Below are 22,281 nucleotides of genomic sequence, written 5' to 3' on the forward strand. Positions count from 1 at the left end.
TGCCGTGAGGCAAAGTCCAGCTTAACAAAAACAGGAATCTTAAATGGTAAGTATTCGTTTGGCTCGTGGCGGTTCTAAAAAGCGTCCTTTCTATCATGTGACTGTAACTGATTCACGTAACACCCGTGATGGTCGTTTTATCGAACGTTTGGGTTTCTTCAACCCAGTTGCGCGTGGTCAAGAAGTTCGTTTGCGTATCGACAACGAAAGAGTTGAATACTGGTTAGGTCAAGGCGCTCAAATGTCTGATCGCGTTAGCCAATTGGTTAAAGAATCTCAAAAAGCAGCAATTGCGGCTTAATTTTTTGAGCGCGCGCTGAGTATGTCTGGTTTGGTTCCGGTTGGCCGTATAGCCGGTGCATTCGGAATTAAGGGTTGGGTTAAGATTCTGTCTGACACCGAGCCCAGAGAAAATATCTTTCAATACACACCTTGGTGGTTAAAAACCCGTCATGGTGTAAAGGTCTTTGAGTGTGATGAGTTTCAAAATCACGGCAAAGGTCTAATTGCTCACATTAAGGGCGTTGACGATCGCGATGCCGCAGAGTTATTGGCTGGTGTTGAGATCGCTATCGATCGCGAGCAATTGTCACCGTTAGAAGACGGCGAATACTACTGGAGTCAGTTGATGGGTTTGAGAGTGATAACCCATGTTAATGCTGAAGCCGGTGACGCCGATTCAGGTTCTTTACAGAGCGTGGATCTAGGGGTGGTAAAAAAACTGATTGAAACTGGTTCTAACGACGTACTTGTTGTTATGCCAGATGCACAAAGTTTTGATGATCGAGAACGGCTGTTACCGTATTTGCCCGGGCAATTTATCTTAGAGATAAACCTTGATGCAGGTACGATTTTGGTTGATTGGGACCCAGATTTTTAGAAGTCCTTGGAAAGAGAGTCGAGTAATCTTGCTCGCAAGATTACCTGCTACGGATTGGTTATGCGAATCGCGGTTGTGACACTATTTCCAGAGATGTTTAACGCTATTACGCAGTACGGTGTTACGTCTCGAGCAATCAAAGATGGCCTTGCGGATTTGCGCTGCTTTAATCCTCGTGATTTTGCGCAAGATCGCCACAAAACTGTTGATGATCGTCCCTATGGCGGTGGTCCTGGAATGCTCATGAAAGTTGAGCCTTTAGAAAGAGCACTAGAAACGGCTCTCGATTGGGCAAGACAAGATGAACAACCCGTAAAGGTTGTTTATATGAGTCCTCAAGGAAAACCATTAGATCAAGGCGATGTTATCAACCTAAGTTCTGTCAGTAATAATCTTGTATTAATTGCTGGCCGATACGAAGGCATTGACGAGCGATTCATTGAATCCTACGTCGATAGTGAAATCTCGATTGGCGACTATGTACTAAGCGGTGGTGAATTACCGGCAATGGTTTTGGCAGATACTTTAATTCGCCAAATTCCAGGAGCGCTGGGTCATAAAGAGTCTGCAAATGAAGATTCTTTTGCAAATGGCCTGCTGGATTGTCCTCATTACACTCGGCCAGAGTTGTATCAAGGGCAACAGGTTCCGGAAGTCTTATTGTCTGGGGATCACGAGCGTATTAGAAAGTGGCGCTTAAAACAGTCTTTAATCAGAACCTACGAAAGACGACCAGATTTATTAAAGCAGAGGGAGCTCAGTAAAGAAGAAAATTCTTTGCTGAAAGAATATCTCTCGCAAGCAAGCGATTTAGATTCGATAAGCAAACCTTAAGAATATTTTCGCAAAGACTCATCCGCTAGGTCGGTGGTTTTTGATGAGAACTGAATTGATGGTCTAGCTGAGAAGCTACACCGATAAAGAGTTAGGAGCAAAAAATGACTAACAAAATTATTCAAATGCTAGAAAACGAACAGCTTAAAAAAGATGTTCCTGAGTTTTCACCGGGTGACACCGTAGTTGTTCAAGTGAAAGTAGTAGAAGGTAGTCGTGAGCGTTTACAGGCTTTCGAAGGCGTTGTAATTGGTAAGCGTAACCGTGGCTTAAACTCAGCATTCACCGTGCGTAAGATTTCTCACGGCGTTGGCGTTGAGCGTACTTTCCAAACTCACAGCCCATTGGTTGATAGCATTAGCCTTAAGCGTCGTGGTGATGTTCGTCAAGCTAAGCTTTACTACTTGCGTAACCTTACTGGTAAGGCTGCTCGAATCAAAGAAAAACTCAACTAAGTTACAGGTTGATGTTTCTAAAAAGCCGACTTTATGTCGGCTTTTTTGTGCCTAAAATTTAAGAAAATAAGTAATTTGAAAAAAAACAATTTTTGCGGAAAATTTTTGGAACCTCGTTAATAACATGAGTTCCAATAGCTCGAATTATCGATTGTTAATAACCGTAAAAATATATCTATAGTCTTTTACAGGCTTGCTCATGATAAATAAACACTATGGACGAGGTGCAGCTTGAATTCTCTTAACGTAAAACACAGTCTTGGAGCCCTAATGACACGGTCTATGCCGAGATTAAAATTGTATAAAGTATTAGGTGCAACTTTGTCTGCGCTTACCTTTTCATTGGCTGCAATGACTGTTTCTGCTCAAGAGTTAGACACGTCTGTTTCCAAAGAAGTTGAATCGGTTGTAATTTCCGGCATTAACAAAGCTCGTCCGCAGCTGGTTGTTGAGTCTGTTAAGAAGAGTCCGGTGAATGGACTCTACCAAGCGAAAATTGAAAATGGCCCTACGCTTTTCGTAAGTGCTGATGGCCAATACGTGCTTGCAACTGACATGTATCAGGTGGTTGCTGGTGGTTTTGTGAATCTACAAGAAGTAGAGCGCGAAGAGTATCGTAAAGAGTTGGCTCACCGCCTAGACGAGAATCACGACGATGCGATTGTTTACTCACCAAAAGGTGAAGTAAAAGGGGTGGTGAACGTATTTACCGATGTTGATTGTGGTTTCTGTCAGCGTTTGCATCAAGAAGTGGCTGAATTGAACGAAATGGGTATCGAACTTCGTTATTTAGCGTATCCACGTAGCGGGCTAAACTCAGAGTCATACAATAAAATTGCTTCGGCTTGGTGTGCGGACGATCAGCAAAAAGCAATGAACAAACTGAAGGCTCGTGAAGAAATTGCTATGAATGTTTGTGAAAACAACCCAGTTGCCGATCACTATGCACTTGGTAATCGCATTGGTGTTCGTGGCACGCCTGCATTGTTGTTAGACGATGGTACTTTGCTACCCGGTTACTTACCTGCTAAAGAGTTAGCGGCGCGTATTGGTGTTGCTTCTGCCAACTAAGCCTTGAAAAAGCTGTTATCGTTCTTCAAAAAAGCCCTTTAAGGGCTTTTTTGCGTTAAGGCCAGCGCGTGCTTTCATTGATCTGGGCTTGTTCTGTTTAAAATTAGCGAATCACCCGTTTAATTGGTCTATTGATTTCCCAGTCCTGACTAATCATGTCGCACTATTTTGTATTCTAAAATACACATTGTCTGATTAAACTGCCTATTGAATACATTGCCACAGCGAAAGGCTTCTTTAATATCTTGGCGCAAGGAATGATCGACATTGAGTGGACTACAGCAAACAGCATTTCGTCGAGTGTTAATTATTGGTTGGGTGTGGCCAGAGCCTAAAGCTTCAGCCGCCGGTGAGCAGATGCTCGCAATCATTCGACTTATGCAATCTGTGAGTGAAGAGATTCATTTCGCAAGCCCTGCACAAAAGACGGAGTTATCTTTCCCGCTTGAGAGCATTGGTGTTCAAACTTCAGCTATTGACGTAAACAATTCTTCCTTTGATTTGTACCTTGCAGATTTGTCGCCTGATGTTGTGATTTTCGATCGTTATATGATGGAAGAGCAATTTGGATGGCGAGTTGATCTTAATTGCCCAGACGCGATACGAATTTTGGATACGGAAGACTTGCACAGCTTACGAGAAGCTCGGCAAAAAGCACTAACAAACGGTTCTAAACTTGACTTAAACACCGAGAAAGCACTTCGTGAAATTGCTTCTATTCACCGGTGCGATACATCCTTAATTATTTCACGCGACGAATTTGATTTATTGCAACGCCACTATCAAGTTCCTCAGTCTTGGTTAGTGAACCTTCCTTTGCGATACGGTGCCGGTGACATAAACCCCGATAACTCTCATCTAGCAAAGATGCTCGGATACGAACATAGAACCGATTTCATCTCTATTGGTAATTTCCGACATCCGCCCAATTGGGATTCTGTGTTGTGGCTCAGAGAGCTTTGGCCAAGCATTAGAGCGCAAATTCCCAATGCTAAACTTCATATTTACGGTGCCTATTTACCGGCAAAAGCCAAACAACTGCATAATGAAAAATTGGGTTTCTATGTGCACGGCTGGATAGAAGACGCATTTTTAGCGATGTCTCGTGCTCGTGTTTGTCTTGCGCCATTGCGTTTTGGTGCTGGGCAAAAAGGAAAGCTAGTGTTGGCTGCAATGGCTGCAACACCCAGTGTGAGCACTACAGTTGGTGCTGAATCGATGATGTTGGAAGAGACACTTTGGCCAGGTGTTATCGCTGATAAAGAATCCGAGTTTATAAATGCAGCCGTTCGGCTTTATACCGATGAAGATTTTTGGATCAGCGCTCATTCTCGTTGCGATGCCTATGATCAGTATTACAACAAAAAGCCAAACTGGGGTTATGAGCTAGTTACCCGATTAATCTACCTCAAAGAAAATTTAGCTCAGCATCGTAATGGCAATTTCGTTAGTTTGATGTTGCGCCATCATCATCATCGGTCAACGCAATTTATGTCGCAATGGATCGAAGCTAAAAATCAGCTGGCTGATTTGAAAGACTCAGACTAGGTTTGGAAGAGTCGTGAGACGAGCTAATAGCGCGATAAATCAGTGTTAAATTTGACACAGCAACTCAGCCTAAGTAATGTTGCCTACCCTTTTTCGGGCGCCAAATAAGGTAAATGTTCACTCATCATGAAGGCGTCGTTAATCCAGAGGAAGTTAATTTTGAAACCGGTAAAAGTTGGTATCTGCGGTCTAGGAACCGTAGGAAGTGGCACTGTTAATGTTTTAACTCGAAACGCGACTGAAATCAGCGCTCGTGCAGGTTGTGAAATTATCATTACACAAATTGGCGCCAGACGAGATAACCCTAACTGTAATACTTCTGCCTTTAATGTTACTCGTGACATTTTTGAGGTAGTAACCAACCCGGAAATTGATATTGTTGTCGAATTGATTGGCGGTACAACCATTGCGAAAGATTTGGTTTTGCAAGCCATCGCCAATGGCAAGCATGTTGTGACGGCAAACAAAGCATTAATCGCTGAATTTGGTAACGAAATATTTACAGCCGCTAAAGAAGCTGGCGTCACTGTAGCCTTTGAAGCCGCCGTCGCTGGTGGTATTCCTGTTATTAAAAGCATCAAAGAGGGTTTGGCTGCCAACAAGATTCAATGGCTAGCGGGTATTATTAACGGTACTGGCAACTTTATTTTGACAGAGATGCGCGACAAGGGCCGCGCCTTTGATGACGTATTGAGAGAAGCGCAAGCGTTAGGTTACGCCGAGGCAGATCCTACCTTTGATGTTGAAGGCATCGATGCTGCTCATAAGTTAGTGATCTTGGCGTCTATCGCCTTTGGTATGCCGTTGCAATTCGACAAGGTATTCACCGAAGGTATTACCAAAATTACCGCCGAAGACGTGTCATACGCCCAAGAGTTGGGTTATCGCATTAAACACCTTGGTATTGCCCGTAAAGTTGGCGATGCGGTTGAGTTGCGAGTTCACCCAACATTAATTCCAAAAGAGCGATTGATTGCGAATGTTGATGGCGTTATGAACGCGGTTATGGTTAAAGGCGATGCCGTTGGCCCAACTATGTATTACGGGCCAGGTGCGGGTGCTGAGCCAACTGCTTCGGCTGTAATTGCCGATATCGTCGATCTTGCTAGAACTTTAACCGCTGACCCCGAGCACCGAGTGCCTCATTTGGGCTTCCAACCCAATGCGCTGAATAACTTTGAAGTGCTGCCGATTTCAGAAGTGCAAACCTCTTACTACATTCGCTTAAATGCACTGGATAAGCCGGGCGTACTTTCGACCATTACGCAAATTCTAAGTGATGCAGGCGTCAGCATTGAAGCTTTGATCCAAAAAGAACAGCCCGAATCTATCGAAACCTCGCCAATTATTTTGCTGACCAACCGAGCTGTGGAAAAAGATTTAATGCGAGCTGTGGAGAAAATTCAAAACCTATCGTCAGTGGTTGGTGAAGTCTTCCAAATTCGTATGGAATCACTGGGTAAGTAATCTAATTTTCTGGGAAAAAAGTTGTGAAATACATCAGTACGCGCGGACAGGCGCCAACGCTTAATTTTGAAGATGTGGTTTTGACAGGCCTAGCCAGTGATGGTGGCCTCTATGTGCCTGAAACCTTACCCAAATTCAGCGCAGAAGAGATTCAATCTTGGGCCGGATTAAGCTATCAAGAACTCGCGTTTAAGGTAATGAAGCCTTTCGTCACCGAAACGCTAAACGATGAAGAGCTTAAAGGTTTGATCGATAAGTCTTACGCGACTTTCCGTCACGATGCGATTGCGCCTTTGGTGCAATTGGGTAAAAACGAATGGGTTCTAGAGCTGTTCCAAGGACCAACCCTTGCGTTTAAAGACTTTGCGTTGCAGTTTTTAGGCAATCTTCTTGACCATATTTTGAAAAAGCGCGATCAAAAAGTCGTCGTAATGGGTGCAACTTCTGGCGATACCGGTTCAGCTGCCATCGAAGGTTGTCGTCATTGCGAAAACGTTGATATTTTCATTTTGCATCCGTATCAACGTGTCAGCGATGTACAGCGTCGACAAATGACCACAGTTATCGAAAACAACGTGTATAACATTGCTCTTGAAGGTAATTTTGATGACTGCCAAAACATGGTGAAAGCCAGTTTTGCTGATCAGTCATTCTTGCCAGATGGCCGCCAATTGGTTGCCGTAAATTCAATAAACTTTGCCCGCATCATGGCGCAAATTGTTTATTATTTTTACTCGGCTTTAGCGTTGGGTGCGCCGCACCGTGAGGTTTCTTATTCGGTGCCGACCGGTAACTTTGGTGATATTTTTGCCGGTTATCTTGCCAAACAAATGGGTCTGCCCATTAAGCAATTGATTGTTGCAACCAATCAGAACGACATTTTGCATCGCTGTATTGCCAATAACGATCACAGTAAGCAAAGTTTGGTTCATTCTCTATCGCCATCAATGGACATTATGGTTTCGAGCAACTTTGAGCGTTTGTTGTTTGACCTGTACGGTCGTGACGGTGCTGCAATCAAGCAACTTATGGAAGACTTTAAATCAGGGCCAATTACGCTTCCCGATGACGTATTCGCTAAGCTAAAAGCGGGTTTCTCCAGTTATCGCTTGGATGACGAAGAAACCACCACGGTTATTGCTGATGTGTTTGAAAATACCGGATATTTACTAGACCCGCACACGGCGATTGGCGTGCAAGCAGCACGTAAAAACAATCAATCGCCAGAAACACCCATGGTTTGTTTGGCGACGGCACATCCTGCAAAATTCCCTGAGGCAGTCAACAAAGCGGTGGGCATTGCAAATCCTGAATTACCGCATCACATGGTCGATTTGTTCGAGCGTGAGGAGCAGTATCAGGTACTAGCGAATGATATTTCCGCAGTACAACAGTTTATGTCTGCGAATATCCGTTAGTAAAAAACCGCTCAATGTGGCCAGGACTCTTCTGGCCACTTTCAATCTAATTTCTCCGTGTAATCCAGTAATCCAGTAATCCAGTAATCCAGTAATCCAGTCTCTTCTTGATCGCTCAAGTTTCTTTGTTTGTAGATTTTCAACAGAAGACGGTGTCCTGTGAGAATTTCCCAGATTGTTGCCTGATCCCGTGGTTCAGGATCACGTTGCAACACTTATCTGCTTCGCACTTTTGCTTAGTGATCCCCTAAAAAAAGAATTTAAGTTGTTTTACCGCACTCATGCCAATAATCTGTAGCAGTATCTGATATAAATTGTATTCATGTTGGATTAAAAGCGTCTGTAATCGGTTTGAGGTTTTTGTGTACCGAAAGTACAAGATTATGGCGCTAAGTTTGCTGGGTTATTATTCGCTTATTCGTGTTTGAACAACATGAGGTCGCTATGAATTTGACGCAAAGTTCGGAAATTCTTAATTTGTTGCTGCCGTTAATAAAACGGTTTCCCAGTTTTCCAACGGCCAATGCTCTGTATAACAGAAATTTTGTTTCTGTTTTTCGCGCAGCCATTGAGCGCTTGCGAGCTCAGGGCCAGTCTGTACAGAGCAGTCACACCGAAAAGCTGACCTGTTGCCATATCCACTTTTCGGAAAGCGTCACCGGCAGGCACGATCAAGATAAACTTCAAGCGCTTAATAAACTGTTAACCGAAGAGGCCGCGAAGCTTAAGCGTCATTTAAAAAAACTTAAATCTATCGAGCAAGATTTAGTTTATTTAAAAAATCTGGATGATCGATTTGATCACAATAGTAAAAAATTAATTCGTTTAGCACCTTTTTTATACGATCAAAACGGAAAAGCCATTAATGCTGCTGGTTTGATACATTTTTCTTGCAAACACTATTCGCCCACAGAAATACAAAATGTATTTGATGATCACTTTCGCCTTTATTTAGCACCAATTATTGAAAATATTGCTAAAAAGAAAGGTTTTGGTCAGCTGCAAAAAATTACCAATAACACCTTAAATCAATTTATTCCCAAGCACGTACTTACAGCTACGCAAATTTATAATGCAACTCAAGAAAAAGTTGCTTCGAGACATATCCTACTCGAAGAAGTACCGGCTTTGTATTCAACATTGCGCGGGGCTGTTGCGAAAGATTGCAGCATGGTCTCTGTACCGTTTTACGGATTGTTAAAACAGGTACGTGTTTTTTGGATATTTAAATCCCAGAATTCTCAAGGCGTACCAGAAGGCTATGTTTTATTACTGGAAAACGAACATAACAACTCCATTATGCCCTGTGTGTTAACCATTAACGGCCCCAATCTTACGCAATCAGATGTTCATGCAGTCTTTAAGGCACTTGCGGAAATTTATAACACTGAAACAATAACGGTCGCAGACTGGAATTACACTAAATTTTTAGTGAATTATTCTCCCATTCGCGAAGCTTTAGATCAGTGTAAAACACAGCTCGCCGATGTGTTCAAATTGCCGGAACACTGGAGTGAAATGACCGATGAATCCTTTAATTTTGATTGCTATAGCGAAAGCCATTTAAGTCGATTTTTATCGTTGAACATTAATGATTTACCGCTGAAATCTTTTTCCTCAAAAGTTTCGGAAGTTGATGATCTATACCCAAACGTATTTGAGTCAACGTCGTTGCCGGTTATTGATAGGGCGATAGTGGGTTATTATTTTAAACAAGATAATTTAAATTCAGCGCTGCTGGCCTGTCAAAGCGGTAGGTCAAATGCTTTGGTAAAATCTGAGGATTACAATGACGTAGAATGGAATTATTGGATTGAGAGCCAGTTGTCTATTAGTTCTAATCAATTGACCAGCATTAAGCATTTTTTTGACTTGTATGTGAATAAAACATTTACTGTAGAAGTTTTTTGGATCTTAAACAGAGAATTTAATTTTAATTTAATGGATTTACTTTCTATTGATGTATTGTTACGTGCACCAGTAATAATTGAATTGATTAAGCTTGAAAATAATGCAATTGAAAGTGTTTTTTCAAACCAGGCTCTTAAGAAAGTTTGCCAAAACACTTTTCAGCAGTTAAATGAAAAATTACAAGATACTACGCTTAATCCAGAGACGCATTCGTTTATAAAAGACCAGCTTACCGCTCTGCCTGACAAGTATGTCGAAAACTACTGGGGTGTTGTTCGTCAATTCTTATATAACTCCTCAGGTCATTTGCCAGATTATTACGCGCTTCAGCGTATGGTAAAGCATTTGAAATCTAAGAGCGCTATTGAGTCTATGATGTCGTTCTTTTTAGAAGAAACTGTGTTTTTAACGTTTGTGCGACCGCAAGACAAACGCTGGTATGAATTTTTTAAACAAGCCGAGTCCGTACAGGTAGATGACATTGTTTTAACTAAAGTCTTGTATGAGTCGTATTTCAAGAAGATGCTGAGTACTGACTCTAATCTTGCGATATACGAAACGGCAAAGATATTTGCATTTTCTCTGAAACTTAATTTATTTAACAAAATTTCTCTGCTGGATGACGTTGATCTGTCTGATGTAAATGTGTTTGAAGCTCATGATAACTATGAACACTGGCTAAATGTGGTTGCCAATGCCCAAAATTATGAAGGTGATGTGTTGGTGGAATTTCAAAATCGAGTCGATACAGAGCTAAAATCACTGGTCAAAGTTTGATGAGAGGAGAACAGAATGTGCATCCTACGCTAACATTAAAACGAATAAATTAAATCCAATAGAGAAATTTACGTCTGTTATTGGTCGTTTTTGTCTAATGTTATTAACTGCCAATCGCTGCCTTTTTTCAGTTCAACACTTTTGATTTTGCCAAAACCTTCTACGTTGACTAAGTTAGTTTGTTTTGGCCATATCTCTTGTAAAGCCGTTTGTTTAACCGATATAAACTGAATCGCTTCGGGTTTTTCTACTTCTTGGTAGACCCAAAAATATTTCTCGTCGGATTCAAAGCCAACGTTAACCAAAACGGGTTCTTGATCTTGAAGTTTAATTTTAAAGCTCTCAATTACATAATCGGCGAAAGCTTTTTGCGTTTCTGGCTGTTTATTAAAATCGGCGGTAGGTTTAAAGAGTTGTTTCACTACGTGTTCTGCGTCGTGCACTAGAAAGCGATGTATTATTTCTAGATTTTCCGTTCTTGGGTTTAACTCAATGGTGGTGATTGCGTACTTCTGTTGATGCGCCTGAACCTGAGTTACAGCAATAATTGTGGTTAATATCAGTAATATAAAAGAAGAAAATTGTTTTAGTTTCATACGATAAGTCATTGAAAAAACGCCACTAAAAAGTGGCGTTATAGGGTGTAATTAAATAATGCTGGGTTCAAACTCTTTTTAATGTTGCAACATTATTTCTTTTGCTTTTTCTCTTTTGGTGGTTCTACTTTGGTTTTGATGTCGTGCATTATATCACGCGCAATTGGATGCTCATCTTTCTCGTCTTTGAATGCTTCAATACGTGAAGGAATAATTTGACGTGGATAATGGTTGTTTTCAACATCCACATCGGCGGTTTCCCAACCCGGATCAACAACAACAGACTTAAGAAGCTTGTCTTTCTCGGTAACAATCAGTTTGCGTACCGCTTTGGGTGAGCGACGCCAGATTTCCGCAGGAATGTATTGATCTTCAACGGTGCCGTCTTCATAGGTTAAACGAAGAAGAATTGGCATAACTAAACCGCCGATGTTAGAAAACTCCATCAAATAATAGTTTTTGTCTTCTTTAACCGCCCGAGCCAGTGCTTCACGTTCCCAATCTTTTAGGTCGGCAAGGTCTTGCTGGTATTTATTGCGTTCCTTATTTGTAACCGTAAAGCGATCGTTTTCGTCGTAAAAATCACGAATATCGGGGTTTTTGTCGATCCACAATTCGCGGCCTTCGGCTTTGTTGGTTTCAACAAAACGTGATGGCGGTTTATCGGCTTCTTCTTGGCGTAGGCGCTCAAGGTCAACGTCTGGGTTCCAAGTATCCAAACGTAATTTAGAAACTTTATCGATGGAAATGTCTACATGATCGGTGGTGTAAAACCAACCGTACCAGAACCAGTCGAGATCAACACCCGACGCTTCTTCCATGGTTCTGAAAAAGTCCGACGGAGTAGGGCGCTTATATTTCCAGCGTTGTGCGTATTCTTTGAAGGCGAAATCGAATAATTCGCGACCCAAAATAACTTCACGAAGAATGTTTAAGGCGACCGCAGGTTTGGTGTAAGCGTTTGGTCCTAGGCGCAAAACGCTGTCTGATTGAGTCATTACCGGAACCTGAACGTCCGATTTCATGTAATCAACAACGTCACGAGGCTCAACTTGCCATGGAATATTCGGATCCCACTCGCGACCAGCAATTCCGTCTAGGAAGCTGTTTAGACCTTCGTCCATCCAAGTCCATTGACGCTCGTCAGAGTTCACCACCATTGGGAAGTAGATATGACCAATCTCGTGAATCACCACACCAATTAAGAAGCGTTTTTCCTTTTGAGTGTAGGTTCGAGAATTATCACTTTCATTCCAGGTTGTTCTTGGGCCATTAAAGGTGATCATCGGGTATTCCATACCACCTACAGGACCGTTAACACTCTGGGCAACAGGGTATGGATAATCAAAAGAGAAGCGAGAATAGACTTCTAAGGTGTGAACAATGGCTTCTGTTGAGTATTTTTTCCAAAGATCGCCGCCTTCTTTAGGGTAGAAAGACATGGCCAATACTTCTGGCATGTCTTCACCACCTTGTTGGTAGCCTTTAGCGTCCCACATAAATTTTCGAGACGATGCCCAAGCAAAGTCGCGAACGTTCTTAGCTTGGAAGTGCCAGGTTTTGTTATCGCTGGTGCCTGCTTTTTCGTTCTCAAGGGCTTCTTTTTCGGTAACGATGAATACCGGGCGTTTTGCGGTTTTAGCTTGCTCAAGACGATCTAACTGGGTTTTGGTTAAAACATCAGCCGAATTTTGCAGCTCACCGGTTGCCGAGACAATATGATCGGCAGGAACGGTGATAGAAACGTCGTAATCACCAAATTCCAGTGTGAATTCACCACGGCCCAAGAATTCTTTGTTGTGCCATGCTTCGTAGTCGGAATAGGCTGCAACTCGCGGATACCATTGTGCGAGCAGAAAGATGTCGTTGCCGCCTTTGCGCTTGTCATCTGGGAAGTGTTCATAGCCGGCGCGAGCGCTCACGGCGTCTTCTTCGACGATATTAAACGTGTAGTCGATATTGAAGGTAAGCGACTCATCGCCTTTTAGAGCTTTAGGTAAATCTAGGCGTAACTGCGCGCCGTTGACGATAAACGGAAGCTTGTTGCCTTCAGAGTCGGTAATTTCTAGAGACTGATAGCCCAAGTCATTATCGGCGTAAAATTGCTGACGGCGAAGCTCGCCCAGCGATACTCCGGCAGGTTTGCCACCTTCAGCGGCGCGAGTACCGGGGCCTCTACGTCCTTCTCCAGCGAAATCCAGCGTGCGCTCGGCAATAGATTCAGGTTTAAAGCGGTTTTGCTCTAATTGAATCCAAAGGTATTTGAGGTTGTAAGGTGAATTGTTGTGGTAGGTGATGGTTTCTTTTGCGCTAAGGGTGCGCTTGTCTTCGTTTAAAACAGCATCAATTTTGTAATCAACTTGCTGCTGCCAGTAGTCGATACCAGGCTCACCGGAAGCACTACGGTAGACGTTAGGTGTTGGCAGAATTTCATCGAGCTGGCGAAATTTATCTTCAAAATCGCCTTTACTTTGTTTAACAACAGTTGCGTGACTTAGGCTTGAACCAGCACACAAAACCGCGGTGAGAATAACCATCGAATGAGGGGTAAAGCGCACTGAGTGCCCTCCTAGATATTGAAGAGTCCGCTGGTGGTAGCGGTAATCCTTGTCTTAATGTATTGGGTCATCAGTCTGAAACAGAAGCGCGGCGATGCTCTTACTTGCGGGCGGCTCAGCTGTAACACTCTCAGAGAGACGCCTAATTAAGCATTTGCCTCACAAACTTCGTGTATCTCATTAGTGCAAGTAAAGTGGTGAAAAATACCAGTAGCTGCAAAAATACTTTTTCTAACAAGCGAAAGCTTGAAAATTGTGCTGAACAATTAAAATCGCTAAATAGATAAATTCGTAACCTTAGTGGAGAATTTTAACGCGGATATTGGCAATGAAATTCATCGCCGACTGTTGTTAAATGTTTCTTAATTTCTACCGTAAATAATTGAAGATCTAATACCTTGAGCACTGTAAATACCGTCATCAAACGAAAGTTAATTCAACCAGACAGTTCATTGTCGAATTATTCGCCATTGATGCAGCGATTACTGGCAAATCGTGGAATCACTCATCCCAGTGATCTCGATTATGGGCTCAATAATTTGCCGTTGCCGGAGAGCTTATTGGGTATTGATAAGGCCGCAGAGGTTTTAGCTCAAGCGATTATTTGCCGGCAAAAAATATTAATTGTGGGTGATTTTGATGCCGATGGTGCGACCAGTACATCTCTGGCAGTTCTGGCATTAACCGCAATGGGCGCCGTGGATGTCGGTTATTTGGTGCCTAATCGTTTTGATTATGGCTATGGACTGACCCCAGAAATTGTTGAGGTAGCTGCGCAGCGATCGCCAGACGTTATTGTTACGGTGGATAACGGCATATCATCAATAGACGGTGTAAATCGAGCGCAAGAGCACAACATTAAAGTTGTGGTTACCGATCATCATCTTCCTGGAGACCGTCTTCCAAGTGCCGATGCGATTGTGAATCCGAATCAGCCAGGCTGTACTTTTCCAAGTAAAAATCTCGCCGGAGTGGGTGTTATTTTTTATGTGTTAAGCAAGGTTCGATCGGTATTAGACACTCTGAATTGGTTTGCAGATCAGCACATTGTGAAGCCTAACTTGGCAAATTATTTAGATCTAGTTGCGTTGGGCACAGTTGCCGATGTGGTTAGCTTAGATTCTCTGAATAGGCGTTTGGTGCATCAAGGTTTACTGCGTATTCGAGCCGGACAGGCGCGTCCGGGAATTCAAGCGTTGATAGAAATCGCTGGTCGTAATGGTCGAAATTTAACATCCGGTGACATTGGGTTTTCAATTGCGCCACGTATTAATGCCGCTGGACGATTAGACGATATGAGTTTAGGTATTCGTTGTTTAATGAGCGACGACTACACCGAAGCAACCGAGTTGGCTCGGGAATTAAACGATTTAAATCAGGATCGCCGCTCTATAGAAGCCGCTATGCAACAAGAAGCTTTGGCATCTTTAGGTAACCTAGACCAGTTACAAAACACCGAGTTGCCTTGGGGAATGTGTCTGTATCAAGCGGATTGGCACCAAGGTGTGGTAGGAATCTTAGCGTCGCGTATCAAAGACCGTTTTCACCGACCCGTAATTGCCTTTGCGCAATCGGACCAAACTGGAGAGTTAAAAGGCTCGGCACGATCCATCAAGGGTTTGCATATTCGCGATGCTCTTGACAGTATTGCTACCAAACATCCTGGATTAATTGAAAAATTTGGCGGACACGCCATGGCGGCGGGATTAACGCTTAAACATGAAAACTACGCGCAGTTCGCGCTGATGTTTGATGAGCAAGTTCGACAACTGATTGATGCAGATGCGTTGGAAGCTGCCATTATTTCGGATGGATTACTTGAGGTCGAATATTTTAATTTGGCGACTGCAAGGTCTTTGGCTGAATTAGGGCCATGGGGCCAGAATTTCCCGGAACCTTTATTTGATGGTGAGTTTAATATTCTTACGCAAAGAATCGTCGGTGAAAAACATTTAAAGCTGACGGTTGCCCCTGTAGCAAGTCCGCAAGATGTTTTTGATGCAATCGCGTTTAACGTAGATACTCGTGTTTGGCCCGATAAAAATATTCGACAGGCACACTGTGCGTATCATCTTGATGTGAACGAATTTCGTTCACGTGAGTCTCTTCAGTTGCGTATGGTGTGTTTAAATCCTAAAAATTAAAAAACGTGTAAGGAGCATTAAAAATGCTGTTGACCATATTCACTGTTAAAAAATCACAAATTAACGGAGAAATTTTTAGGGTTCCAGAAGTATTAATGCTTTGTTCGTATTGAACCTTTATCGGTTTTCTTTCAGGATAATTGCCCGTATACATAAACGGTAAAAATATTTAGGTATCGATTTTGAAAAATAATCACGTATCAGAAAAATCGTCTTTTAACGTTATCTTTTTAATTATTGCGGCTTTACTTTTGATAGCAGTGCTAGGGTTCGTGTATCTAAATTTAACTGGCAAGCCGGACGACAATACAACAAATTCGGTAGGTAGCGAGGCCATACCTGATGTCGAATCTTCGAGGGAAGATTTTGCACCGCTTGAGGCCGTAACAACACCGGATATTCCTGTGCAAACACGTGAAGAAGAAACACCTGAATTGCAAGCGCCGGAGCAGGTGCGAGCGCCATTGCCACCGTTGACTGAAGCAGATCCTTTTATTCGCAATTATTTTCAAGAACTCGGCTTTAGCGAACAACAAATACTGTGGTTAAGTTCATCGGAATTATTCCAGCGTTGGGTAACCGTTGTCGACGGGTTATCACAAGGGCAATTAATTCGTGGTGTGGTTTCAGTAGAACCACCAAAAACTACCTTTCCGGTGAAAAAAATTGATAATCGTTATTTTTTAGATGAGAAAGGTTTTTCTCGATTTGATTCTTATATTGCAGGTTTAGAAATTATTTCTCCGAGTGCTCTTGCAGATACATTTCATTATTTCAGACCTTTGCTTGAAAAAACCTATGGGCAACTCGGCTATCCTCCCGAGAATTTTGATAATACGTTAATTTTGGCGTTGGATAATATTCTAAAGGCACCTGTTTATCCTGGGCCTATAGAGTTAACGTCCAAATCCGTGGCGTATCTTTTTGAAGATCCCGAGTTAGAAAAATTGACGCCACTTGAAAAGTTTATGATTCGAATGGGGCCTGAGAATACGGCGCGCATCCAAACGTATGTTGCTAAATTTAAAGAGAGTTTAATTAGTGGCCGGTAATAGAGAGTTTCTGGTTGATTGCATTCTGTTTAATTTGTATTGCATATAGGAAACTCTGATTAACCTAGAGTTTCTCGCGACACAAGGATGTGTCGCCAATTTCAAGAACGGTAAGTGATTGAAATTGTGAAGAAATTGGAAATCACATTTTCAATTTCTGTCCTCTGATTAAATCATGGATGGGTTAATCAGAGGTTCCTATAATTAAATTCGTATTGATTATAAAGCAATTGAAAATTGCACCGTCAATTTCTGCTCTTTGATTAACTCATGAAAGTGTTAATCATAAGCTCCTACTGAAACTACTGATAGATGTAACGGTAATCTGATATGAATTGTTGGTGGTAAGAGTCTTGGTTTTTTATAACTAGGCTCTTAAAAATGGCGATAACTTATTTCTATTGATTGCTGCGAATAATGCAAAAAAAACCGATTGTAGTTATCAGACTTTTTCCCTTGTATGTTTTTAATGAGTTAATTTTTATTTTATTAATGGTAAAACATATTTGAATTTCTGCATTTAATTTAAATAGTAATACTAGTGATAAAATAATGATTGCAAATGTGTATACATTGAAAATACAGTTTTTGTTGCAATAAAAAATTCACAGAATTTTGTTAAATCCTTTCTTTTTTAAGGTTTTATTCAAATTTGTTTTTAATTTATTGATTTACATGGGTTAATTATCTAATAAAGAACGAACGTTTAACTTTTTGTCATCATTTTGAAGTATTGTTGTCATATTTTCTTCTTTCCTTTCATTTTGACTGCGTTTAATATTCCTGCCACCAATTTGTAGCAACTGTATAAACCTGTGACTTTCGGTTTTCTATAGGAGGGCAGCATGCAGCAAATTTGTCCAGAACCACGTGTGTGGAATAAAATCTATATCGATTTAAAGCGCAAGTGGGTAGAAAGTGGCCAAGAAGGTTCTCAACCACCAACACCATTAGTTGTTGACCTTTGGGCTTATAGTTCAGATACAGAAAAAGCACAGCGCTGGCAAGAAACTCTTGTATGGGCTTTGGAACACAGCTGTTATTCGGTTATTTCTCGAATTAGAGATGAGCAAATGTATACAGGTGTTGCCTGATATATTAATGCACGAATATAAATTGCCTATGGATGGGCTGAATTATTTCTCGTAAAACGCCTTTCAAAATAATTTTCTTCCGTAATTTATTCAAATATCAAAATTGCTAAGCGTATATTTTTACTATTTCGTTAGCACATATTTGATGTTAGTCAATTACTATTATAGATTTTAATGCTGGTAAAATATTTTCCAGTAATAAACCTTGAGCTTCTTCGGTTGGATGAATTCCATCGTTTTGCATTAAATCAGGTTGCGTTGCAATATTTTCGAGAATAAATGGTACTAAAATAACATTTTCATTTTCGGCCACACGTTGATAGACGTTGCGAAATTCATCGGTATATCGCTGCCCGTAGTTGGGTGGAATCTCAATACCCAACAATAGTACCTTGGCTCCAGCATCTCTCGATTGTTGAATCATTTTTGTTAAGTTTGTTTCCATCAATTTAAGCGGATAACCACGTAAGCCGTCATTTCCTCCAAGCTCTATGACCACAATTTCAGGCGAGTAGGTTTCAAGCAGCTTGGGTAAACGTGATAATCCGTCGCCGGTTGTATTGCCGCTAACGCTCGCGTTAATTGTTTGATAACCCGACTCTTCGAGTTGAAGTTTTTCCGATAATAAACTGACCCAGCCATTTTGGGGGTTTATGCCGTAACCAGCGCTAATACTGTCGCCGACTATTACCAATGTTTCTGCACTGCTTATTGCCGATATCAACATCAACCATCCGCCAATGATGGTTTTGTATAGCAACGGTATTAAGCTGGTGGGAGTCTTAGTTTTGGTCATAACGTTCGTATTTCTAGAGTTATCGATAACTGAATTTGTTGCTTGAGTCCTGTGAATGACTCGTTTATGAGCTTTTGCATTTGTAGCAACGTAAATGGGTTAATCAGAGGTTCCTTCATTCTGATTTTCGAATTAGACGAAAGTTCTTTATAGATAGCTAGTCTAGATAGACTCAATAATAATGCGTAAATGGAGAGCTCAACCTCAATTTGCGCTGCTTGTAGGAAAATATAGAACTTGGCGAATGTTTCTGTAGTCACAGTAACTTGCTTTGAATAGGTCATTATTACTAAAAATGTTATTAATTAGTGCGTATAGGAGTCGGTCTTGCGTATTCTGAAAGCCCAGCAAATTAACAAGACTGTTACCACCTCTGATGGTCAATTAACCATCATCGAAAACTTATCCCTGTCAGTCGAACAAGGCACCAGCGTTGCCATTGTGGGCGCTTCCGGTTCGGGGAAGTCCACCTTGTTAGCGCTACTCGCCGGTCTTGATGTTCCAACTTCAGGGGTCATTGAGCTGAACGGAAAGGATTTAACCGCCATGGATGAAGAAGGCCGTGCGAAAGTCCGCGCTGAGTCGGTTGGTTTTGTCTTTCAGTCATTTCAGCTCTTACCAGGATTATCAGCACTTGAGAACGTAATGCTGCCGCTAGAGTTGCACGGCGCTCCTGATGCCGAGGTACGTGCCCGCAATTATTTGGAACGGGTTGGACTTGGTCACCGAGTTGCCCATTATCCCAAACAACTTTCCGGTGGAGAGCAGCAACGCGTTGCTATTGCGCGAGCTTTTGCCAGTGAGCCGAAGGTGTTGTTTGCTGACGAGCCCACCGGAAATCTTGACAGCGTCACCGGCGCCACGGTCATTGAGCTGCTATTTGATCTAAACCGCGAGCAGGGTACAACGCTAATCCTAGTTACTCACGAGCAGCGTCTCGCCAATCGTTGTTTACGGCAAATCACCATAGATGCTGGAGCCATTACTTCCGATTTGTCGGTCGATGAAGATGAAATTCGAGTGGAGTTGAGCGAATGAGTGACTGGAAGCTGGCGGCGAAATTTCTGTGGCGCCACTGGCGAAGTGGTGAGTTAAGAGTTTTGTCGGCTGCTATCGTTTTGGCGGTTACTGTAGTTACTGCCATCGCCGTATTTGCCGATCGAATGGATCGATCTTTACAGCGCCAGAGCAATGCTTATTTAGCAGCCGATCGAGTTGTTACCGGTCGATTTTCCATTCCAGAGCAGTGGCAAGATTTAGTGTCTGATCTGCCGCTAGAGCAAAGCTTTACCGCCCAGTTTGGCTCGATGGTGTTTGCCGAAAATGACATGCAGCTTGCCTCCATCAAGGCTGTTGCTCCCGGCTATCCACTTCGAGGTGATTTGGAAGTCAGTGACGTGCCGTTTGGACTCGGCAACGATGTTTATTTTGCCGATGGTATTCCCGAGCCCGGTGAGGTCTGGGTTGACTCGCGATTACTTCCCATACTGGATATAGAACTAGGCGATACACTTGCGGTAGGTAACAGAGACTTTAAAGTCAGCAAGGTCGTTATTCATGAGCCAGATGCGCAACAGGGTTTCTCTGTTACCGGCCCACGAGTATTGATGAACTACGCCGATGTTGAATCAACCGGTGTTATCCAACCCGGCAGTCGAATTTTTTATAAATGGTTGTTGGCAGGCGAGGACGGTTCTCTCGACGAATTCGAGCAACGAATTAAGCCCGAGCTGGGTGAACATTTTCAGTTCAGAACCCTGCAAGGATCGCAACGCAGCATCGGTTCTGCGCTTGATCGCGGTAAAAGCTTTTTAATGCTTGCAGGAATGATCGGTGTGTTATTAGCAGGCGTTGCTATTGCCATTGCCGCCCAGCAGTTTGCCGAAAAACATGTTGATACGGTTGCGTTGCTAAAAAGTTTAGGTGCCGGAGCGCCAAAAGTTAGAAAACTTTACTTCACACAAATGCTCATGTTGGGTGTTGTTTCTTCTGCGCTGGGCTTAATTACAGGCGAGTTTTTACATCAGTTAATTGCGTCGTCTTTGTCGTCTTTATTTGGCGTTGAGTTGTTGCCAGCTTCTTGGACAGCCTACGGCTTAGGATTTTTTACCGGTCTAATTTGTTTGTTGTGTTTTGCACTTCCACCCATCTGGCCGTTACCGACCATTTCGCCGGTTCGAGTATTACGCCGAGAAATCAACATCGAACAGCTGAGTGTGCGCACTCGCGCATTGATTGGTTTGTCGGCAGTGATTCTTTTAATTGCCATTTACAGCCAAGACCTAAAATTAACGGTAACAGTTATTGTTGGACTGATTGCCATTTTAATTGTGGCGGTTGGCCTAAGCCTAGCGATGCTGCGATCCAGCGGTCAATTAGGCGCAAAAGCGGGGAGTACTTGGCGCTTAGCAATCTCCAATCTCCAACGTAATCCCGGCCATAGCACCACTCAAATTGTTGTATTTTCCTGTGCAATCATGTTACTGATGGTTTTATTTACGGTTCGAACCAGCCTTATCGATGAATGGCGCCTGCAACTGCCAGAAAACGCGCCGAATCACTTTATTTTAAATATTGGTGCTAATGAGCGAGCACCGTTGATCGAAGAGTTTACCGCTAAGCAATTCGAATTTAACCCGCTGTATCCTATGGTTTTAGGTCGCTTGGTGGGGAAAAACGGCGAAACTTTTAGCGAAGAAGATCGCGATCTTTCCAACGCGCTGCGTCGTGAACTCAATCTGAGTTGGACCGACTCTTTGGCAGCAGATAACAACATTATTGAAGGCCAATGGTGGGATCAGTGGCAGAGTGTTGACGGAGAAAATGGCGTATCGGTTGAAGCGGGTACCGCACAAGAAATTGGTATTAAGCTTGGTGACGAACTGATCTTTAGCTTGGGTGGTTTAGAGCTAAAGGCCCGCGTTAGTAGTATTCGCACAGTAGACTGGAATGCATTAACACCCAATTTTTACTTTTTATTTTCACCAGGGGCATTAGATGACTATTCACCTACTTATCTTACCAGTGTCTTTGTGCTCAATGATGACAAACGGTTTATTAACGAATTTCTACGACGTTACCCTACGATAGTCATCATAGAAATCGATCGGATTATCGAACGGATCAAAGCCATCGTGACGCAGGTGAGTCAAGGGGTGGAGTTGGTCTTGTGGGTTGTATTACTCGGCGGTGTTTTGGTATTGATTGCAGCAGTCAGCGCCAGTATGGCTAGACGTTTACACGAATCGAGTATTTTGCGCGCTTTAGGCAGCGGTCGTAAGTTAATTGTCGGCAGTTTATGGTTGGAGTTTTCCCTACTTGGATTTGCCTCGGGTTTACTCGCTGCGTTCGGTGCCGAACTTATTTTATTTGCTCTTCAATCATTAGTGTTTGAGGCGACTTCCAGAATACATCCATTGTTATGGGTGTTTGGGCCAATCTTAGGCGCATTCTTTATTGGTCTTTTGGGGGCATTTGCTTGCCGTAAAACGGTAACTGTTCCGCCTGCACTGGTATTAAGAGAGCTACAGAGTTAACCACAGGTTAGAAATTGAAATGCAATTTCCAATTTCGTTATAACTTCAATCAATTACTGTTCTTGAAATTGGCGACACTTCTGTGTGTCGCCTGAAATTCTGGCCTATTCGGTGTTTGCTTGAGTATTTTTTCTTTGTCTGGGT

Annotated in this window: 17 protein-coding genes; 14 read left to right on the top strand and 3 right to left on the bottom strand. The window is 42.5% G+C overall.

Annotated features, from left to right (window positions below):
• The first annotated feature begins 43 nt into the window (after window positions 1–43).
• The 9 genes from rpsP to ACYQ2C_RS01085 all read left to right on the top strand — a co-directional run bounded on the left by rpsP (window position 44) and on the right by ACYQ2C_RS01085 (window position 10,361).
• Window positions 44–301, top strand: a complete 258-nt coding sequence (gene rpsP, locus ACYQ2C_RS01045; protein WP_460048142.1) for a 30S ribosomal protein S16 — start codon at window positions 44–46, stop codon at window positions 299–301.
• A 21-nt stretch (window positions 302–322) separates the two neighbouring features.
• Window positions 323–880 (top strand): ribosome maturation factor RimM, encoded by a 558-nt coding sequence (rimM, locus tag ACYQ2C_RS01050; RefSeq protein WP_460048140.1) that lies wholly within the window; start codon window positions 323–325, stop codon window positions 878–880.
• Window positions 881–940: 60 nt separating this feature from the next.
• Window positions 941–1,714, top strand: a complete 774-nt coding sequence (trmD, locus tag ACYQ2C_RS01055; RefSeq protein ID WP_460099163.1) for a tRNA (guanosine(37)-N1)-methyltransferase TrmD — start codon at window positions 941–943, stop codon at window positions 1,712–1,714.
• A 104-nt stretch (window positions 1,715–1,818) separates the two neighbouring features.
• Entirely contained in the window at window positions 1,819–2,169 is a 351-nt protein-coding gene (rplS, locus tag ACYQ2C_RS01060) for a 50S ribosomal protein L19 (RefSeq protein WP_460048137.1), read from the top strand.
• Between the two features lie 270 nt (window positions 2,170–2,439).
• Window positions 2,440–3,240: a DsbC family protein gene (locus tag ACYQ2C_RS01065; RefSeq protein ID WP_460048136.1), complete on the top strand. Its 801-nt coding sequence runs from the start codon at window positions 2,440–2,442 to the stop codon at window positions 3,238–3,240.
• 267 nt (window positions 3,241–3,507) lie between these two features.
• Window positions 3,508–4,788, top strand: coding sequence for a glycosyltransferase (locus tag ACYQ2C_RS01070; protein WP_460099168.1), 1,281 nt, complete (start codon window positions 3,508–3,510; stop codon window positions 4,786–4,788).
• Between the two features lie 159 nt (window positions 4,789–4,947).
• Entirely contained in the window at window positions 4,948–6,255 is a 1,308-nt protein-coding gene (locus ACYQ2C_RS01075; RefSeq protein ID WP_460048134.1) for a homoserine dehydrogenase, read from the top strand.
• A gap of 23 nt (window positions 6,256–6,278) precedes the next feature.
• Window positions 6,279–7,673, top strand: a complete 1,395-nt coding sequence (thrC, locus tag ACYQ2C_RS01080) for a threonine synthase (RefSeq protein ID WP_460099172.1) — start codon at window positions 6,279–6,281, stop codon at window positions 7,671–7,673.
• 444 nt (window positions 7,674–8,117) lie between these two features.
• The gene (locus ACYQ2C_RS01085; RefSeq protein WP_460099174.1) at window positions 8,118–10,361 is read left to right on the top strand and encodes a hypothetical protein; all 2,244 of its coding nucleotides are present in this window, start codon (window positions 8,118–8,120) and stop codon (window positions 10,359–10,361) included.
• A 77-nt stretch (window positions 10,362–10,438) separates the two neighbouring features.
• Here the strand turns inward: ACYQ2C_RS01085 and ACYQ2C_RS01090 are convergent, their stop codons facing one another.
• Together ACYQ2C_RS01090 and ACYQ2C_RS01095 are read right to left on the bottom strand one after the other, a co-directional pair.
• Entirely contained in the window at window positions 10,439–10,969 is a 531-nt protein-coding gene (locus tag ACYQ2C_RS01090; protein ID WP_460048131.1) for a DUF6702 family protein, read from the bottom strand.
• Window positions 10,970–11,049: 80 nt separating this feature from the next.
• Window positions 11,050–13,515, bottom strand: coding sequence for a M1 family metallopeptidase (locus ACYQ2C_RS01095; protein ID WP_460099177.1), 2,466 nt, complete (start codon window positions 13,513–13,515; stop codon window positions 11,050–11,052).
• A 398-nt stretch (window positions 13,516–13,913) separates the two neighbouring features.
• Between ACYQ2C_RS01095 and recJ the strand changes: the two genes are divergently transcribed.
• The 3 genes from recJ to ACYQ2C_RS01110 all read left to right on the top strand — a co-directional run bounded on the left by recJ (window position 13,914) and on the right by ACYQ2C_RS01110 (window position 17,805).
• Window positions 13,914–15,659 carry a single-stranded-DNA-specific exonuclease RecJ gene (recJ, locus tag ACYQ2C_RS01100; RefSeq protein WP_460099179.1) on the top strand — a complete coding sequence of 582 codons (1,746 nt, stop codon included), beginning with the start codon at window positions 13,914–13,916 and terminating at the stop codon, window positions 15,657–15,659.
• A gap of 182 nt (window positions 15,660–15,841) precedes the next feature.
• The gene (locus tag ACYQ2C_RS01105; protein ID WP_460099182.1) at window positions 15,842–16,711 is read left to right on the top strand and encodes a DUF3014 domain-containing protein; all 870 of its coding nucleotides are present in this window, start codon (window positions 15,842–15,844) and stop codon (window positions 16,709–16,711) included.
• An 845-nt stretch (window positions 16,712–17,556) separates the two neighbouring features.
• On the top strand, window positions 17,557–17,805 hold the full coding sequence (locus ACYQ2C_RS01110) for a hypothetical protein (RefSeq protein WP_460052554.1): 249 nt from the start codon (window positions 17,557–17,559) through the stop codon (window positions 17,803–17,805).
• 148 nt (window positions 17,806–17,953) lie between these two features.
• Here the strand turns inward: ACYQ2C_RS01110 and ACYQ2C_RS01115 are convergent, their stop codons facing one another.
• Entirely contained in the window at window positions 17,954–18,601 is a 648-nt protein-coding gene (locus ACYQ2C_RS01115; RefSeq protein ID WP_460099184.1) for an arylesterase, read from the bottom strand.
• 333 nt (window positions 18,602–18,934) lie between these two features.
• Here ACYQ2C_RS01115 and ACYQ2C_RS01120 point away from each other — a divergent pair, with 333 nt between their 5' ends.
• Window positions 18,935–19,639 (top strand): ABC transporter ATP-binding protein, encoded by a 705-nt coding sequence (locus tag ACYQ2C_RS01120; RefSeq protein WP_460052593.1) that lies wholly within the window; start codon window positions 18,935–18,937, stop codon window positions 19,637–19,639.
• Complete coding sequence (locus tag ACYQ2C_RS01125) at window positions 19,636–22,137, top strand: ABC transporter permease (RefSeq protein WP_460099187.1); 2,502 nt, start codon at window positions 19,636–19,638, stop codon at window positions 22,135–22,137. The genes ACYQ2C_RS01120 and ACYQ2C_RS01125 overlap by 4 nt, the downstream gene beginning before the upstream one ends.
• Window positions 22,138–22,281: the final 144 nt, after the last annotated feature.

The sequence above is a fragment of the Sessilibacter sp. MAH3 genome (assembly GCF_054658275.1).

Bases quoted from the DNA above. Each gene is read 5' to 3' on its own strand.
- rpsP (WP_460048142.1), top strand. From the start codon at position 44: ATGGTAAGTATTCGTTTGGCTCGTGGCGGTTCTAAAAAGCGTCCTTTC.
- ACYQ2C_RS01110 (WP_460052554.1), top strand. From the start codon at position 17,557: ATGCAGCAAATTTGTCCAGAACCACGTGTGTGGAATAAAATCTATATC.
- ACYQ2C_RS01085 (WP_460099174.1), top strand. From the start codon at position 8,118: ATGAATTTGACGCAAAGTTCGGAAATTCTTAATTTGTTGCTGCCGTTA.
- ACYQ2C_RS01125 (WP_460099187.1), top strand. From the start codon at position 19,636: ATGAGTGACTGGAAGCTGGCGGCGAAATTTCTGTGGCGCCACTGGCGA.
- rplS (WP_460048137.1), top strand. From the start codon at position 1,819: ATGACTAACAAAATTATTCAAATGCTAGAAAACGAACAGCTTAAAAAA.
- ACYQ2C_RS01090 (WP_460048131.1), bottom strand. From the start codon at position 10,969: ATGACTTATCGTATGAAACTAAAACAATTTTCTTCTTTTATATTACTG.
- ACYQ2C_RS01065 (WP_460048136.1), top strand. From the start codon at position 2,440: ATGACACGGTCTATGCCGAGATTAAAATTGTATAAAGTATTAGGTGCA.
- ACYQ2C_RS01115 (WP_460099184.1), bottom strand. From the start codon at position 18,601: ATGACCAAAACTAAGACTCCCACCAGCTTAATACCGTTGCTATACAAA.
- trmD (WP_460099163.1), top strand. From the start codon at position 941: ATGCGAATCGCGGTTGTGACACTATTTCCAGAGATGTTTAACGCTATT.
- rimM (WP_460048140.1), top strand. From the start codon at position 323: ATGTCTGGTTTGGTTCCGGTTGGCCGTATAGCCGGTGCATTCGGAATT.